Annotated in this window: 10 protein-coding genes and 4 pseudogenes; 8 read left to right on the top strand and 6 right to left on the bottom strand. The window is 52.8% G+C overall.

The features are described 5' to 3' along the window. Positions 1–257: 257 nt before the first annotated feature. Complete coding sequence (gene sodA / locus ACTBDZ_RS08210; protein ID WP_196908269.1) at positions 258–881, bottom strand: superoxide dismutase [Mn]; 624 nt, start codon at positions 879–881, stop codon at positions 258–260. A gap of 285 nt (positions 882–1,166) precedes the next feature. Further along, positions 1,167–1,979 (bottom strand): annotated as a pseudogene (fdhD, locus tag ACTBDZ_RS08205) (formate dehydrogenase accessory sulfurtransferase FdhD). Positions 1,980–2,265: 286 nt separating this feature from the next. Between fdhD and ACTBDZ_RS08200 the strand changes: the two are divergent. The 3 genes and pseudogenes from ACTBDZ_RS08200 to ACTBDZ_RS08190 form a co-directional block, all read left to right on the top strand. Then, positions 2,266–2,805, top strand: a pseudogene (locus tag ACTBDZ_RS08200) (aldehyde dehydrogenase family protein); the annotation flags it as partial. Between the two features lie 124 nt (positions 2,806–2,929). Further along, on the top strand, positions 2,930–3,382 hold the full coding sequence (locus ACTBDZ_RS08195) for a GNAT family N-acetyltransferase (protein ID WP_438814959.1): 453 nt from the start codon (positions 2,930–2,932) through the stop codon (positions 3,380–3,382). A 100-nt stretch (positions 3,383–3,482) separates the two neighbouring features. Then, positions 3,483–4,475 (top strand): acyltransferase, encoded by a 993-nt coding sequence (locus ACTBDZ_RS08190; protein ID WP_438814958.1) that lies wholly within the window; start codon positions 3,483–3,485, stop codon positions 4,473–4,475. Here the strand turns inward: ACTBDZ_RS08190 and xylB are convergent. Together xylB and xylA are read right to left on the bottom strand one after the other, a co-directional pair. Next, positions 4,472–5,941 (bottom strand): xylulokinase, encoded by a 1,470-nt coding sequence (xylB, locus tag ACTBDZ_RS08185; protein ID WP_438814957.1) that lies wholly within the window; start codon positions 5,939–5,941, stop codon positions 4,472–4,474. The genes ACTBDZ_RS08190 and xylB overlap by 4 nt on opposite strands. Before the next feature lie 104 nt (positions 5,942–6,045). Further along, positions 6,046–7,365 carry a xylose isomerase gene (xylA, locus tag ACTBDZ_RS08180; protein WP_438814956.1) on the bottom strand — a complete coding sequence of 440 codons (1,320 nt, stop codon included), beginning with the start codon at positions 7,363–7,365 and terminating at the stop codon, positions 6,046–6,048. Positions 7,366–7,727: 362 nt separating this feature from the next. Here xylA and xylF point away from each other — a divergent pair, with 362 nt between their 5' ends. The 4 genes from xylF (at position 7,728) to xylR (ending at position 12,730) form a co-directional block, all read left to right on the top strand. Continuing rightward, the gene (gene xylF / locus ACTBDZ_RS08175; protein ID WP_438814961.1) at positions 7,728–8,723 is read left to right on the top strand and encodes a D-xylose ABC transporter substrate-binding protein; all 996 of its coding nucleotides are present in this window, start codon (positions 7,728–7,730) and stop codon (positions 8,721–8,723) included. Positions 8,724–8,808: 85 nt separating this feature from the next. After that, on the top strand, positions 8,809–10,350 hold the full coding sequence (locus ACTBDZ_RS08170) for a xylose ABC transporter ATP-binding protein (protein WP_438814955.1): 1,542 nt from the start codon (positions 8,809–8,811) through the stop codon (positions 10,348–10,350). Further along, positions 10,328–11,530 (top strand): xylose ABC transporter permease XylH, encoded by a 1,203-nt coding sequence (gene xylH, locus ACTBDZ_RS08165; RefSeq protein ID WP_438814954.1) that lies wholly within the window; start codon positions 10,328–10,330, stop codon positions 11,528–11,530. Before ACTBDZ_RS08170 ends, xylH begins: the two co-directional genes overlap by 23 nt. Before the next feature lie 15 nt (positions 11,531–11,545). Further along, positions 11,546–12,730, top strand: a complete 1,185-nt coding sequence (xylR, locus tag ACTBDZ_RS08160; protein WP_438814960.1) for a D-xylose utilization transcriptional activator XylR — start codon at positions 11,546–11,548, stop codon at positions 12,728–12,730. A 40-nt stretch (positions 12,731–12,770) separates the two neighbouring features. Here xylR and ACTBDZ_RS08155 read toward each other — a convergent pair. Then, a pseudogene (locus ACTBDZ_RS08155) lies at positions 12,771–13,346 on the bottom strand (DJ-1/PfpI family protein). Between the two features lie 487 nt (positions 13,347–13,833). Here ACTBDZ_RS08155 and argG point away from each other — a divergent pair. Further along, positions 13,834–15,187 (top strand): annotated as a pseudogene (gene argG / locus ACTBDZ_RS08150) (argininosuccinate synthase). A 424-nt stretch (positions 15,188–15,611) separates the two neighbouring features. Here argG and ACTBDZ_RS08145 read toward each other — a convergent pair. Then, positions 15,612–15,998: a hypothetical protein gene (locus tag ACTBDZ_RS08145; RefSeq protein WP_438814953.1), complete on the bottom strand. Its 387-nt coding sequence runs from the start codon at positions 15,996–15,998 to the stop codon at positions 15,612–15,614. Positions 15,999–16,247 lie beyond the last annotated feature (249 nt).

Raw genomic sequence — 16,247 nt, 5'->3', positions numbered from 1 at the left:
GTTACGGATGGTAACGTGGGGAGTACTCATGCTGATTGGTCTGCAAAAAGCAGTAATAAATTCAGAACTTCAGAATACCGTCAAGTCCCGAAAAAAGAAAAATCAGGTGCGGAATGACGGATGAAAAATGCGCCTTTAAAAAATTTTTAATTGTTTAAATGTAAGAAAGATGAATCGAGTCAGCGGGTGAAAAGCAAAAAAAACCGAAATAACAAAATGTTATTTCGGTTTTATGCGTTTTATGTCGTCAGGACAAATTATTTGGCAGCAGCAAAACGGGCAGCCGCTTCATCCCAGTTCACCACGTTCCAGAACGCTTTGATGTAATCCGGGCGACGGTTTTGATATTTCAGGTAGTAAGCGTGTTCCCACACGTCAAGCGCGACGATCGGGTAACCGGAAGCGCCAGAAATGGCTTCGCCCATCAGCGGGCTATCCTGGTTAGCGGTAGAAACCACGGCCAGTTTGCCGTCTTCTTTCAATACCAGCCACGCCCAGCCTGAACCGAAACGGGTTGCAGCAGCTTGCTCAAATTTTTCTTTGAATGCATCAACGCTGCCGAAATCGCGTTCGATAGCCGCTTTCAGATCGCCGCCCAGCGTGGTGCCCAGTTTCAGGCCTTTCCAGAACAGGCTGTGGTTAGCGTGGCCGCCGGCGTTGTTACGCAGTACCGCTTTTTTCTCGGCCGGTACTTTATCCAGTTTGGCGATCAGCTCTTCTGCGGAGAGGCTAGCGAATTCCGGCAGACTTTCCAGCGCTGCGTTAGCGTTATTGACGTAAGCCTGGTGGTGCTTGGAGTGATGGATTTCCATCGTTTGTTTGTCGAAATGCGGTTCCAGCGCGTCATAAGCGTAAGGCAGGGATGGCAGTGAATAACTCATATTTATCATCTCCATAGTTGTACTACTAAATAATCGCGAGCGTGCTTGGTCTTGGTTGTGGCGCGCGCGTGATAGTCAGGTACGGCACGCCTCAAGCGGTAGTGGTTAACAAACAACCGTTTGTTAGCGTCGCGTAATCATGAGGTTCATTATAGTTAATTAAATGATCTTGAAAACGATTATTAGCGTCGCCATCGCACGGAGTTCGCACGTTTACTCCCGGAAAACAAACGGTTATATCATTGTTGCCTAAGCTAAAAACAGATTAATCTATCCGCACTGGCCTCATGCGCTGTCGAGCAGGCGCTGCGGATGGGTATAAACGGTCGCCCGGCCTGGGCGGCAAAAGCCCGCCAGCGTCAGGTTGCAACGCTCAGCCACATCAATGGCGAGCGACGTTGCCGCTGAGACGGCAAACAGGATCTCGACGCCACACATCGCAGCTTTTTGCACCATCTCATAGCTGGCACGGCTGGAAACCAACACGGCACCTGAGTGCCAGGGGCGCGTAGCGCGCACGCCCAGCAGTTTATCGAGCGCCACGTGGCGGCCAACATCTTCGCAGCCGCCCAAAATGGTCCCTTCGCTGGAAAGTCAAGCCGCAGCATGGGTAGAACCGGTCAATTGGCCGATATGCTGCACATCTTTGAGCTGCTTTAATGCACCGTCCAGGTGATTCAGCGAGAAGGTTTGCGTGAAGGGCAGCGGTGTGACCGGCTTGCCGATCTCTTCCAACTGTTCGACACCACACACGCCGCAGCCGGTGCGACCGTTCATGGCGCGGCGGTGCTCTTTTAGCCCGGCAAAGCGGCGGTTGGAGAGTTCAATCTGGACTTCAATACCATTACAGACCGGCTGCACGTCCATGCCGTAAATCTCTTGCAGTGACGTGATGATGCCTTCCGACAGGGAAAAACCTAACGCAAAGGCTTCCAGATCTTTTGGCGTAGCCATCATCACCACATGGGAAATGCCGTTGTACACCAGCGCGACGGGCACTTCTTCCGCCAGCCAGTCAGTTTTGGCCTGAGACAAGCTGCCTTGATGGCGTACCGTTCGCTGGCATGCGCCCTCGAGCGCAGGGATCGCTTCTTCCACGTGTTATCCCCATAAGATATTCATTCTGTAGTAGAAAGCCATTATTTCACCCCACCGGTTGCGATGCGAGTTTTATCGTGGAATGTGGCGTTTTGCCTGTGGTTCAGGGCACAAAAAGAGGGGAAAGTGTGCGTTTCCTCGAAGAGTCGCTAAACAGCGCGGCAGGAAAGCCGATTTGCGTATACGCTTGGTAGACCGTCCTTGATGTTAGCAATTTTTTGCATATTGGCTCTGTTTTCATCGCGGCCTGGCCGCGTAACCCTACGGCGAAGAACAGGAGACCGCAATGGCACATCACACCGCTGAAGACCGGGTCGCGCCCGGCACCTATGCTCACCCCCTCAATCTGAAAAAGCGCTATGACAACTTTATTGGCGGCACCTGGGTGCCTCCGGTCAGTGGCGACTATTTCGTTAACCTGACGCCTGTCACCGGGCAGCCCCTGTGTGAAGTCGCCAGCTCCGGCATGCGTGATGTCGATCATGCGCTGGATGCCGCCCATAACGCCAAGGCAGAGTGGGGCGCGATGTCGGTACAGGATCGCGCCTTACTGCTGAACCGGATTGCGGATCGCATGGAGGAGAACCTGGAACTGCTGGCGTATGCGGAAACCTGGGATAACGGGAAACCGATTCGTGAAACCATAGGGGCTGACGTGCCGCTGGCGATCGACCATTTCCGCTACTTTGCCGCCTGTGCCCGCGCGCAGGAAGGGGCGATCAGCGAAATCGACAAGGATACGGTCGCTTACCATTTTCACGAACCGCTGGGCATGGTGGGGCAGATTATTCCATGGAATTTCCCCTTGCTGATGGCTTGCTGGAAAACGAGATTCCCGCCTTCGCGGGAATGACGGTGGTGGTAGCGATGAGAGTAGTGCTGTTTGTCAGCAACCTCAACGCCCGTCTACGACGGGCGTTGTATTTTGTTCTATCACGAAGGAACGTTGTGTGAAGATAATTTCTGTGCGTGAAACACCGCGCTGGGCGGCAGAAGCTACGGCTTATTTTCAGGAGCAGTGGGCATCCGAAGAGACAATGATGTTGTATCAGGATGCGATTGAACGCTCGCTGACGGCACATAATCCGTTGCCACAATGGTACCTGCTGGTTGAAGACGAGCGGATTGTTGGCTGTGCCGGACTGATTACCAATGATTTCATCAGTCGGATGGAGCTTTATCCGTGGCTGTGTGCGCTTTATGTAGAACCTGACTGTCGTTCTCGTGGTCTCGCTCGCCAATTGATGCGTCATGTCGCCGATGAAGCGAAAAAACACGGCTTTTCCCACCTGCATCTGTGTACCGATCTGGTCGGATTCTATGAGCAAGCGGGATTTGTCTATGCCGGAGAGGGCTATCATCCGTGGGGGGAATCATCGCGCGTCTACTCATTAGCGTTGTGATGTCAGTCGATCGCCATAACAGCATTTCCAGAAACCCAGCCATTGAGGCATACCCGTAGGGGAGCTACCCTTATGTTGTTAAAAACAAAAGGGGAGCATCATGTCGGACAAGATAGGCTGGGTCGATAATCTACGCTCCGTCGCCTGCCTGATGGTGGTGTTGATCCATAGCACCACCTATTACATTACGGCGGCAGGTATGCCGGGCGAGCGCCATTGGGATGTGGCAAACTTGCTAAATTCCGCGTGCCGGGTGGGGGTTCCGCTGTTCTTTATGATTTCCGGCTACCTGTTTTTTGGCGAGCGGCGGGCGGAAAAAAAGCACATGCTGCGTATTGGCTTCTGCCTGCTGTTTTACAGCGCGGTGGCCTTGGCGTATATGGCGCTGCTGACACCTATTCATGCAGGCAACGCGCTACGGCTGTTTTGGCAAAAGCCGGTCTTTTATCATCTGTGGTTTTTCTATGCCATTCTGGTTATCTATCTGCTATCGCCGCTAATACGGGTCCCCCCGGTATCAGGACGTTATCTTGCCGTAGTAGTATTGATTTTAGCCGTTGTCGCCAATCCCAATACGCCTGAACTGACGATAGGGCATACCCCGTTGTTACCCATCAACGTGTATATTGTGGGCGACACGTTTTACTACCTGCTGTATGCGGTGGTGGGGCGCGCTTTGGGGACGTTAACGCCCACGCGTTGGGTCACGCTGGGAGCAGTGCCGTTGTTTGTTGTCTCCGTGCTGCTGATTGCGATGGGCACCTCGCAGCAGACGTTAGCAAACGACAACTTTACCCAAACGTTCTACCTCTATGCCAACCCGTTGGTGTTTATTGCGGCGGTGTGCCTGATGATCCTGTTCAAAGCGGCAGCACTGAGCGCACCTTTGCCCGGATTTTCGTTTATCTCCCGCCATTCTCTGGCTATTTATAGCTTCCATGCCCTGATTATTCATTTTATTCGTACTCGCGATCTGGCCCTGAAAGGTTGGCCGATACTGGATATCTTTTACGTTTTTCTCTGCGCGGTGGTATGCAGCATGCTGCTTTCCCTGTTGGTGCAGCGATGCGACATCCGGCGTTGGGTCAGTTAATGGATATCGTTCATCAACGGGCACAACTGCTGGTAGAGCATACGAAACGTTTCTCGTTGCTGCGCATAGCGGGCGTGCTGTGCGGCATCGGGCTGGTGAATCTGTTCCAGAGGCAACGGTGGCAACAGGTCGGCCAGTGAGATAGCGGGATTCACGGCGCTTTGTGCCAGCCGCGCCGCTCCCAGAGCGGGGCCGACATCGCCGCCAGTGCGGTACTCCAGCGTCTGTCCGCTGATATCCGCCAGCATTTGACGCCAGTACGCGCTGCGTGCACCACCGCCAATCAAGGTGATACTGGAGGGGCGCAGCCTGGTCATGTGCAGCACGTCCATGCCATCGGCAAGCGCGAACCCAACGCCTTCCAGCACGGCGCGCGCCAGTTCTGCCCGGCCGTGCTGGTGGGTTAATCCCCAAAAAGCGCCTTTTGCCTGAGGATTATTGTGCGGGGTACGCTCGCCTGAAAGGTAGGGGAGGAACCAGACGGGCGGTACGCTGGTGCTGACAGTGGCCTGTGCCGCTTCTTCCAGTAATTGCGGTACGCTTTCGGCATGGGTCAGCCGGGCTACCCAGTCCAGACACGATGTCGCGCTCAACATCACCGACATCAAATGCCAGGTGCCCGGCAAGGCATGGCAGAAGCTATGCACCGCATGCTGCGGGTTGCTGAGAAAACCATCGCTGACCGCAAAGTAGACGCCGGATGTTCCCAGTGACAGCATGGCTTGCGCCGCTTGCCACAGGCCTACCCCGACGGCACCCGCTGCGTTATCGCCGCCACCGGCGACCACTGGGACGCTATTCATGTTCCAGCGCTGTGCCAGTGCGTCAGAAAGGTAGCCGGTTATCTGATTGCCTTCAAACAAGTCAGGCATTGCCTCGCGATCGAGCAAACAGGCAGCGAGCAGCGTATCACTCCAGTCCCGTTTACCGACATCCAGCCACATCGTACCGGCGGCATCCGACATGTCGCTGGCAAATTCGCCCGTCATACGCCAGCGCAGATAGTCTTTGGGTAACAGAACCTTATCAATCTGCCGAAAGCATGCGGGCTCATGTTCTTGAACCCATTTCAGTTTAGGAGCCGTGAAGCCCGGCATCATCAGATTACCCGTAATCTGGCAAGAATCCGGCACCTGTTGTTCCAATGTGTGGCATTGGGCGGCACTGCGGCCATCGTTCCACAGCATCGCGGGGCGTAACACCCGATGCTGTTTGTCGAGCAAGGTAGCGCCATGCATTTGCCCTGTCAGGCCGATAGCCTTGACGGCATGTAAATCGTGCTGTGTTGCCAGCGCTTGTACCGTGGCATCGGTTGCTGTCCACCACGCCTCGGGAGATTGCTCAGACCAGAGCGGATGGGGGCGGGATACCGTTAACGGTGCGCTTTGCGCGGCAATGACGCTGCCTTCCTCATTCAGCAGAAGGGTCTTTACGCCCGACGTGCCGAGATCGATACCCATATACATAATGTGAGATCCTTGTTTAGACCTGCCGATACCGCTAGTAATTCCCACCGCGTTATTCCCACGGATAAGCCGCTACATCCGTGGGAATAGGCGACTTTTAACCGTTACTGATACAGGTAGTCGTTGATCAAATTCTCCAACATCTCCTGATGCCCGCTTCGGTGTTTCGGTGCGAGTTGTTTTGCGTGGACGTGTTTCGCCAACTGTTCGAGGGAAAGTTTACCTTGCAGGATTTGCTGCCCAAGTTCGCCATTCCAGCCCGCATAGCGTTTGGCAACCCATTGGTTCAACTTGTCATCTTCCAGCATCCGGGCTGCGACTTTTAGCGACAACGCCAGCGTATCCATGGCACCTATATGGGCGTGGAACAGATCGTAGCGATCGGTGCTTTGGCGACGCACTTTGGCGTCAAAATTCAGTCCACCGGTTGTGAAGCCGCCGGCTTTGAGGATCTCATACATGATTAAGGCATTCTCTTCCACGCTGTTCGGGAACTGATCGGTATCCCAGCCCAACTGCGGGTCGCCACGGTTGGCATCAACCGAACCAAAAATCCCCAGCGCGATGGCAGTGGCGATTTCATGGTGGAATGTGTGTCCTGCCAGCGTAGCGTGGTTTGCTTCAATATTAACCTTGATCTCTTTCTCTAAACCGAACTGTTTCAGGAAACCATAAACGGTCGCCACATCGTAATCGTACTGATGCTTGGTCGGCTCCTGCGGTTTCGGTTCGATAAGCAGCGTGCCCTGAAAACCGATTTTATGCTTATGCTCGACCACCATCTGCATAAAGCGGCCAATCTGTTCCCGTTCCTGACGCAAATCGGTATTGAGCAAGGTTTCATAGCCTTCGCGCCCGCCCCACAGCACGTAGTTTTCTCCCCCGAGCTTCTGAGTGGCGTTCATGGCAGAAAAGACCTGTGTCGCTGTCCAGGCAAAAATTTCCGGATCTGGGTTGGTGGCAGCACCGGCAGCATAACGAGGGTGTGTAAAGCAGTTGGCGGTTCCCCAGAGTAGTTTTACCCCTGTTTGCTGCTGCTTTTCGGCAAATTTGTCGACAATGATTTGGAAATTATACAGATAGTCATTCAATGAACTGCCTTCCGGTGCGATATCCACGTCGTGGAAGCAGTAGTAAGGCACGTTCAATTTTTGGAAAAACTCAAAGGCAATATCGGCTTTTTGTTTTGCCAATTCCAGGGGATCCACTGCCGCTTGCCAAGGGCGTTCAAAGGAGCCGACGCCAAACATATCGGCACCGTTCCAACAGAAGGTGTGCCAGTAGGCGACGGCGAAACGCAAATGCTCTGACATCCGTTTCCCCAAAATTTCCTGTTCGGGATTGTAATGGCGGAAAGCGAAGGGATTTGTTGTGCCGCGGCCTTCATAACGAACACGTTCAATTTGTTCAAAATAGGTTGGCATGGAGAACTCCTTAAGAAAGTCATTCAGCGGGTAAGCGGTCATTGTTATTCATCTTCGGAGGGGATCGCCGTTTGCTCAATTATGTTATTTCACACTTGTGTTCAGATAATTATTAAGTGTGCAGCCGATCGCAAAAAATAACGGAGAGAAATATTCTGAATGCGCATTCATGAATAATGAGGGATGGTTGAGGACGATAACAATAAAATATGACCGACTTCATAAAATTACGATTAAACCAAAAAACATAATTGCTTGGTGAAAATCTGTAATTGAAGCCGCGCCAGCTACCGGCAACACTTTTTCTGCTTGGTAGCGTTTCTTTCCTGCACGTTAAACGTTAAAAAAGAAAGGTAATCATGATGAAAATTAAACACTTTTTACTGTCAGCCTGTGCCGCACTTGCGTTAATAAGCCATGCCGGATTTGCCAAAGAGGTAAAAATTGGTATGGCAATCGATGACTTGCGTTTGGAACGCTGGCAGAAAGATCGCGATCTCTTTGTTGCCAAAGCGCAAGCGCAGGGGGCGACGGTGTTCGTTCAGTCTTCGAACGGCAATGAGGAAACCCAGATTTCTCAAATAGAAAACATGATAAATCGCGGCGTCGATGTCCTGGTGATTATTCCTTATAACGGCCAGGTGCTTAGCAATGTGATTGCAGAAGCAAAACGCGAAGGTATCAAGGTTTTAGCTTATGACCGCATGATAAATAACGCGGATGTGGATTTTTATATCTCGTTTGATAATGAAAAGGTGGGAGAGTTACAGGCGAAATATCTGATTGACAAAGTGCCACAAGGGAATTATTTCCTGATGGGCGGTTCGCCGGTGGACAATAATGCAAAACTGTTCCGTAAGGGCCAGATGAACATATTAAAACCCTTGATTGACTCTGGAAAAGTAAAAGTCGTTGGCGATCAATGGGTCGATGCCTGGTTGCCAGAAAATGCCTTGAAAATTATGGAAAATGCACTAACGGCAAACAATAACAATATTCAGGCTGTCGTCGCCTCCAATGATGCCACAGCGGGCGGTGCGATTCAGGCTTTGGCCGCGCAAGGCTTGGCGGGCAAGGTGGCGATTTCCGGGCAGGATGCGGATTTGGCGGCGATAAAACGCATTATCGCTGGCACGCAAACCATGACGGTGTACAAACCGATCACCAAGCTGGCAACGGAAGCCGCTGATATTGCCGTTGCGTTAGGGGCGGGCAAAGCCCCCAAATCCAATGCCTCGCTGGAGAATGGATTGAAAGCGGTGCCGTCGTATCTGTTAGCGCCTGTGCCGGTTGATAAATCCAACATTGAAACCACCGTGATTGCCGATGGGTTCCATAAAGCCGCCGATCTGAAGTGATTAACTGGCCCCGAGTGTCTTCTGACACCGGGGCTTAGGCTGGCAGCGTTACCGGGTGTGCGGCGGGTGAACGATGGAGGCGAGAATGCCGTTCTTGTTGGAAATGAAAAACATCACCAAGATGTTTGGCAGCGTAAAGGCGGTGGATAACGTCAGCCTGGCGTTGGAAGCCGGACAAGTATTATCGCTGTGCGGTGAGAATGGTTCGGGTAAATCGACGCTGATGAAAGTGCTTTGCGCCATTTATCCCTTCGGCAGCTATGGCGGGGATATCGTCTTCGCTGGCGATCCGCTGCACGCCAGCCATATTCGTGATACTGAGCAGAAGGGTATCGCCATCATTCATCAGGAACTGGCGCTGGTCAAAGATATGAGCGTGTTGGAGAACATCTTCCTGGGTAATGAGTGGACGACACGCGGCATATTGGACAGTGATTCGATGTATTTGCGCTGCCAGACCATGCTGGCGCGCGTCAAGCTTGAGGTCGATCCTCATACCCGAGTCGGTGAACTGGGTCTGGGCCAACAGCAACTGGTGGAGATTGCCAAGGCACTTAACAAACAGGTGCGGCTGTTGGTATTGGACGAACCGACTGCCTCACTGACTGAGCGGGAAACCGCGATTTTGCTGGATATCATTCGTGATTTGCGCAATCACGGTATCGCCTGTATCTACATTTCCCACAAGCTAAATGAAGTCAAAGCCATTTCGGACGTCATCTGTGTGATTCGCGATGGCAAGCATATCGGTACCCATCCTGCCGACTCGCTTAGTGAAGAGCAGATCATCGCCATGATGGTGGGGCGGGAACTAACCGAGCTTTACCCTTCTGAAGCGCATGACATTGGCGAGGAGATCCTGCGCGTCGAACACCTGACGGCGTGGCATCCGGTTAACCGCCATATTCGTCGCGTCAATGATGTTTCCTTCGCGCTGCGTCGGGGGGAAATTCTGGGCGTCGCGGGGCTGGTTGGCTCCGGCCGGACCGAAACGGTGCAATGCCTGTTTGGTGCTTACCGTGGACGCTGGCAGGGCAATATTGTGCTTAAGGGGCAGCCTGTAGCGATCAACGATTGCCAGCAGGCGATGGCGCTGGGTATCGCGATGGTGCTGGAAGACCGCAAAAAGGATGGCATTGTTCCGGTGATGAGCGTGGCGCAAAACATTACGCTGGCGGCACTCGATCGCTTTTCCGGGCTGTTTTCTTCGCTGGATGACCCGCGCGAACAGGATGTGATTCGCCAGTCGATTGCCCATCTTAAAGTGAAAACGGCCAGCCAGGATTTAGCCATTGCCCGCCTGAGCGGCGGGAACCAGCAAAAAGCGGTGTTGGCAAAATGCCTGTTGTTAAACCCCGATATTTTGATCCTCGATGAGCCTACGCGCGGTATCGATATCGGCGCAAAATATGAAATATATAAACTTATTAATCAGTTAGCCAAAGAAGGGATGGCGATTATCGTCATTTCATCCGAACTGCCGGAGGTGCTGGGACTGAGCGATCGTGTCCTGGTGATGCATGAAGGGCGCGTAAAAGCGGATTTGGTTAATCACGATTTGACACAAGAGCAGGTTATGGAAGCCGCGCTGAGGAGTGAACAACATGTTGAAAACGCCACCGTCTAATGCCTCTGCCGATACCCTGGCACCCAAACAACCGGCACAAGCGGGCGAGGCCGTGCGCTGGTTCAAGCAGGTAAATCTTCAGGTATTTGTCATGATTGCCGCCATTATCGCGATCATGCTGTTTTTCACCTTGATGACCGATGGCTCCTATCTCAGCGCGCGTAATGTGTCTAACCTGCTGCGCCAGACGGCCATCACCGGCATTCTGGCGGTGGGGATGGTGTTTGTCATCGTCTCTGCCGAAATTGATCTCTCGGTGGGCTCCATGATGGGGTTACTGGGAGGATTGGCCGCCATCTTTGACGTGTGGCTAGGATGGCCGCTGCCATTGACAATCGTGGTGACACTGTTTCTGGGGCTGTTATTGGGTGCCTGGAACGGCTGGTGGGTAGCGTACCGTAAAGTGCCCTCATTTATTGTCACCCTGGCGGGAATGCTGGCTTTTCGCGGCATTCTCATCGGTATTACCAACGGTACCACCGTCTCTCCGACCAGTAGCGCCATGGCGCAGATCGGCCAAAGCTATCTGCCTGCGGGTATGGGATTTACGCTTGGGGTGGCGGGGTTACTGACATTTGTTGCCTGGCAATGGCGTCGGCGGCAAAAACGGGTCAATCTGGGGCTCAGCGTAACGCGTCCAGCCAGTGATATTGGGAGGCAGGCTGTTATGGCTGTGCTGGTGCTGGGCGCGATTTACCTGTTGAATGACTATCGTGGCGTGCCAACGCCGGTGCTGATTTTGACGCTGCTGATGCTGGGCGGGATTTTTATGGCAACGCGCACGGCGTTTGGGCGTCGCATTTATGCCATTGGTGGCAATATCGAGGCGGCCCGCTTGTCGGGTATCAATGTTGCACGCAGCAAGCTGGCGGTTTTTGCCATTAACGGGCTGATGGTGGCGGTTGCAGGGTTGATTTTAAGCTCGCGTTTGGGGGCGGGCTCACCTTCTGCAGGCAATATTGCCGAGCTGGATGCCATCGCCGCGTGTGTAATTGGCGGCACCAGTTTGGCTGGTGGCGTGGGTAGCGTAGCCGGGGCGGTCATGGGGGCGTTTATCATGGCCTCGTTAGATAATGGAATGAGCATGCTGGATGTTCCGACTTTTTGGCAGTACATCGTCAAAGGCGGCATTTTGCTGTTGGCGGTATGGATGGACACGGCCACTAAGCGCAAGGGCTGACCGTCTCTAGTGAATATGTTTGAAAAACGCTATCGTATTACGCTGTTGTTTAATGCCAATAAAGTCTACGACCGGCAAGTGGTGGAGGGCGTGGGCGAGTACTTGCAGGCCTCTCAATGCGGTTGGGATATTTTTATTGAAGAGGATTTCCGCTGCCGTATTGATAATGTGAAAGACTGGCTGGGCGATGGCGTGATTGCCGATTTTGACGATCGGGAAATTGTTCAGTCGTTGCAGAATGTCGGCGTGCCATTGGTGGGCGTTGGCGGCTCTTATCACGATCCTGATGACTATCCTCCTGTGCATTACATCGCGACCGATAATCATGCCCTAGTGCAATGTGCGTTTATGCATCTGAAAGAGAAAGGGCTTAATCGCTTTGCCTTTTATGGATTGCCGCCTTCAGGTGGCAAAGGGTGGGCGCAGGAGCGCGAGTACGCTTTTCGTCAACTGGTAGCATCGGAGCAATATCAGGGCGTGGTGTATCAGGGGATGGAAACCGCGCCGGACAACTGGCAATACGCACAAAATCGCCTGGCAGACTGGGTGCAAGCCTTACCGCCACAAACCGGCATTATCGCCGTTACGGATGCTCGAGCCCGCCATTTGTTGCAGGTGTGCGAATATTTGAACATCGCGGTGCCGGAAAAACTCTGTGTCATCGGTATCGATAATGAAGAACTGACGCGTTATCTGTCTCGGGTGGCGCTCTCATCCGTTGCGCAGGGTACACGGCAGATGGGCTATCGCGCCGCCAAATTGCTGCATCAGTTGTTACACCATCCGATAGCACTACCCCTTCAGCGCATTTTGGTTCCTCCCGTGCGGGTGGTGGGGCGCAGTTCCACCGATTACCGTTCGGTGCACGATCCGGCAGTGATTCAGGCCATGCACTATATTCGTTGCTATGCCTGTAAGGGTATCAAAGTCGAGCAGGTGCTGGATGCCGTCGGCATGTCGCGCTCCAATCTGGAAAAGCGCTTTAAAGATGAAATGGGGCAGACCATCCACGGTGTCATTCACGCAGAAAAGCTGGAGCGCGCGCGCAATCTGTTGGTGTCACCCTCACTGTCGATCAACGAGATCTCGGTGATGTGCGGTTACCCGTCGCTGCCCTATTTTTATGCGGTGTTCAGGAAAGAGTATGATTTGACGCCGAAAGAGTATCGCGATCGCTTCGGTGAAGATGGGAATCGATGAAATGCCCGGCCTCGTTCACGATAGCCGGGCTCGCAGTTTTTTAGGCCGGTACGCGCCAGTGATCGTAATAGATATGCTCGATCTGGAAGTTGGTGTCTTCAACATCGCCGGTCAAACGGCAGGCAATGGTGCCTGCGAAGTCGAAGGCAACACCCAACCCTTTACCGCTGATCAGGTTGCCATCTTCTACTACGTTCTGATCGACATAGACGCCGTCCGTGACATCCTTCTACAGGTCGCCGGAGCAGACATAGCGTCGACCTTTTAGCAGTTTGTTGCCGCCCAACACGCGCGCTGCTGCAGAACAGATCGGGCAGATCAGTTTCCCAGCGTCGTCATGACGGCGAATAAACTCGGTGACCAGTGGGTTTGCTGCCAGACTCAGTGTGCCTTGCAAGCCGCCTGGGATCACCACGGCATCGAACAGTTCATTCATGCTTCTTTCCAACAGCGCATCAGCAAACATGCGGATATTGTGGTAACTGCGCAGTTCCAGCATGTCTTGGCAGGACAGCATTTTCACGCCGATCTTCATACGGTGCAGGATATCTATCACCATAACCGCCTCTGCTTCTTCAAAGCCTGGCGCCAGCAGGACGGCGACTTTATTAGACATAACATCTCCAGCAAATAGGCAAGGGAAACCATAGTTCGCCGAGAATAACAAAGATTTATCCTTTAAATGAAACATTGTTTTATTATTTGGTTTCCCGTCGCGTAAATCGATTTTAGCCGCTGGATTGGCAGTGAAATGGCGGTATAATCGCCTGCTGAGTTTGTTTCCTCTCCGAGCTGTTCTTCATTGCATATTCTCTGTGGTAGAAATCCATAGATACCGTTACATTCAAAGGCGGCTTAGCGACATTGACGGTTTTTTGCAGAAATCATCACACGGCTCTTCCTGTCGCGGCAAAAAGATGTTTAAATTATAACTCATTTATTTTGCATAAATATGCATTTGTTGGATGGCGAACAGTATCGGTACATGAGCGTGCCGCCACGCGCATAACGATCTGATTTTTTCTCATCAATGCATGGCGTAACATATCGTGGTGTGGCTGTTAAGCTTCTCTCCATAAGTCTATCGAGCAGGGATTTATTTTATGACGACGATTCTCAAGCACCTTCCGGCAGGTCAACGTATTGGCATTGCGTTCTCCGGAGGCCTGGATACCAGTGCAGCATTGCTGTGGATGCGTAAAAAAGGGGCGGTTCCTTATGCTTACACCGCAAACCTGGGACAACCGGATGAGGATGACTATGAAGAGATCCCTCGTCGCGCGATGGAGTACGGCGCAGAAAATGCCCGTCTTATTTGACTGCCGCAAGCAGCTGGTTGCGGAAGGCATTGCCGCTATTCAGTGCGGTGCTTTCCATAACACCACGGGTGGCCTGACCTACTTTAACACTACCCCGCTGGGCCGTGCGGTAACCGGCACCATGCTGGTCGCGGCCATGAAAGAAGATGGCGTGAATATCTGGGGTGACGGCAGTACTTATAAAGGTAACGATATCGAGCGTTTCTACCGCTATGGTCTGCTGACCAATGCTGAGCTGAAAATCTATAAGCCGTGGCTGGATACGGATTTTATCGATGAACTGGGCGGCCGTCAGGAGATGTCCGAGTTTATGGTGTCCTGCTTCAACTATAAGATGTCCGCAGAAAAGGCCTACTCGACCGACTCCAACATGCTGGGCGCAACGCACGAAGCGAAAGATTTGGAATTCCTGAACTCCAGCGTGAAGATCGTTAACCCGATCATGGGCGTCAAGTTCTGGGATGAGAACGTCAAGATTGCGGCAGAAGAAATCACGGTACGTTTTGAACGCGGCTATCCGGTGGCGCTGAACGGCAAAACCTTTGCCGATGATGTGGAACTGATGCTGGAAGCCAACCGCATTGGCGGTCGTCACGGTTTAGGCATGAGCGATCAGATTGAAAACCGTATTATCGAAGCGAAGAGCCGTGGCATCTATGAAGCCCCCGGCATGGCGCTGCTGCACATTGCCTACGAGCGTTTGGTTACCGGTATTCATAACGAAGATACCATTGAGCAATATCATGCACACGGTCGTCAGTTGGGCCGTCTGCTGCATCAGGGTCGTTGGTTCGATCCGCAAGCACTGATGCTGCGTGATGGGCTGCAACGCTGGGTGGCCAGTGCTGTCACCGGTGAAGTGACGCTGGAACTGCGTCGCGGCAATGACTATTCCATCCTGAATACAGTGTCGGATAACCTGACCTACAAGCCGGAACGTCTGACGATGGAAAAAGGCGACTCAATGTTCTCCCCGGATGACCGTATTGGTCAACTGACGATGCGTAATCTGGATATCATTGATACGCGTGAAAAGCTGTTCAACTACGTCGAAACCGGGTTGCTGTCCTCCTCCGCGACGACGGGCTTGCCGCAAATGGAAAGCGTGGAACAGTTGCAGGACAAGAGCAGCAAATAACGCGCTGCTGCTTGCATTCCTTTTCAAGAGGGCACCTACGGGTGCCCTTTTTTGTTGCTACACGGTGGTCAACAAACGACCGCTGTCACACTTCCAGTCGAACCACCTGTGACTGTCATCACACACAAAACGTTGATTATGTGAGTGATTGCACACTTTATCCCAATAAGTCACTCCCCGTATGCCGAGCGTCGGCTTCCCGTGTGTTTTACCTATGGGGAAATGCTTATTCTCATTTCACGGTCAAGACGCGGCGATGTCGCATTCCAGACTGGCTGCCAAATGAAGAAGGCGCTGCGGGTCGAGCAGTAGGTGAAAGGTATAAGGATGCTGTGTGCCCGCCGAGGAAAACCAGGTTTCCAGCTCGGCGATGAAGTGACGCAGCGTATGTAACGCTTGCCGCAGCTGTTCGTGTTGCGTGGGGTTATTGCCGTAATTTGTGGATCCACAAGCGGAGCGCAAAAGCATGGGTAATGTGGCTGTAAGCGCGGGTATACCAGAAGGCGCGTTCCCAGCTAGCGGTGAGCGTGTGTTTAAAGGCGTCAGTGAGCGGCATGGCGGGTAATTTTTTGTCCACCTGAGCGCGCAGGTATTCCGCCAGAAAACGAGATTTCTGTTTTTCCAGGATGATGAGCTGCATTTGCTGCTCACCAACGGCCTCATCATCCGGTGGCATCAGCGGCTGAAAAGACTGAGACCAATTGGCACTGCGGGTATCCATATGCAGCAGTTGCAGCGCCTGCTCAAAGTCATGCGGAGGGCGGCTATGACGTTGCAGCAGTCGCCCCAGCAAGCTGGGCGTTTTACACATCCAGTCGTGGCTGGAGGTATAGATAGCAAACAGATCGTCAATCTCTTGCTGTGACAGAGGACGCAGGGCGTAGGCTTAGAGCCACTCGGTAAACAGCGTTTGCGGTGCAACTGACGGCGCGGATCGACCCTGTACACGATTCTGTGTAAATGCCTTTTCTCAGTAGTGACCGTCCAGACGATCACCGAACTCGATAATAAAGCGGCTCATAGCCATACGCCAGTCCCTCAGCGGCATCGTCCATTTTTG

It is taken from the genome of Symbiopectobacterium sp. (assembly GCF_051710365.1).
In the GTDB taxonomy this organism is placed as follows: domain Bacteria; phylum Pseudomonadota; class Gammaproteobacteria; order Enterobacterales; family Enterobacteriaceae; genus Symbiopectobacterium.
The sequence above is the reverse complement of the archived record's forward strand: the minus strand, read 5'-3'. Positions and strand labels throughout refer to the sequence as shown.

Coding starts and splice junctions, on each gene's coding strand:
- xylH (WP_438814954.1), top strand. CDS start 10,328: ATGTTGAAAACGCCACCGTCTAATGCCTCTGCCGATACCCTGGCACCC.
- ACTBDZ_RS08145 (WP_438814953.1), bottom strand. CDS start 15,998: ATGTGTAAAACGCCCAGCTTGCTGGGGCGACTGCTGCAACGTCATAGC.
- xylF (WP_438814961.1), top strand. CDS start 7,728: ATGAAAATTAAACACTTTTTACTGTCAGCCTGTGCCGCACTTGCGTTA.
- xylR (WP_438814960.1), top strand. CDS start 11,546: ATGTTTGAAAAACGCTATCGTATTACGCTGTTGTTTAATGCCAATAAA.
- xylB (WP_438814957.1), bottom strand. CDS start 5,941: ATGTATATGGGTATCGATCTCGGCACGTCGGGCGTAAAGACCCTTCTG.
- ACTBDZ_RS08170 (WP_438814955.1), top strand. CDS start 8,809: ATGCCGTTCTTGTTGGAAATGAAAAACATCACCAAGATGTTTGGCAGC.
- sodA (WP_196908269.1), bottom strand. CDS start 881: ATGAGTTATTCACTGCCATCCCTGCCTTACGCTTATGACGCGCTGGAA.
- ACTBDZ_RS08190 (WP_438814958.1), top strand. CDS start 3,483: ATGTCGGACAAGATAGGCTGGGTCGATAATCTACGCTCCGTCGCCTGC.
- xylA (WP_438814956.1), bottom strand. CDS start 7,365: ATGCCAACCTATTTTGAACAAATTGAACGTGTTCGTTATGAAGGCCGC.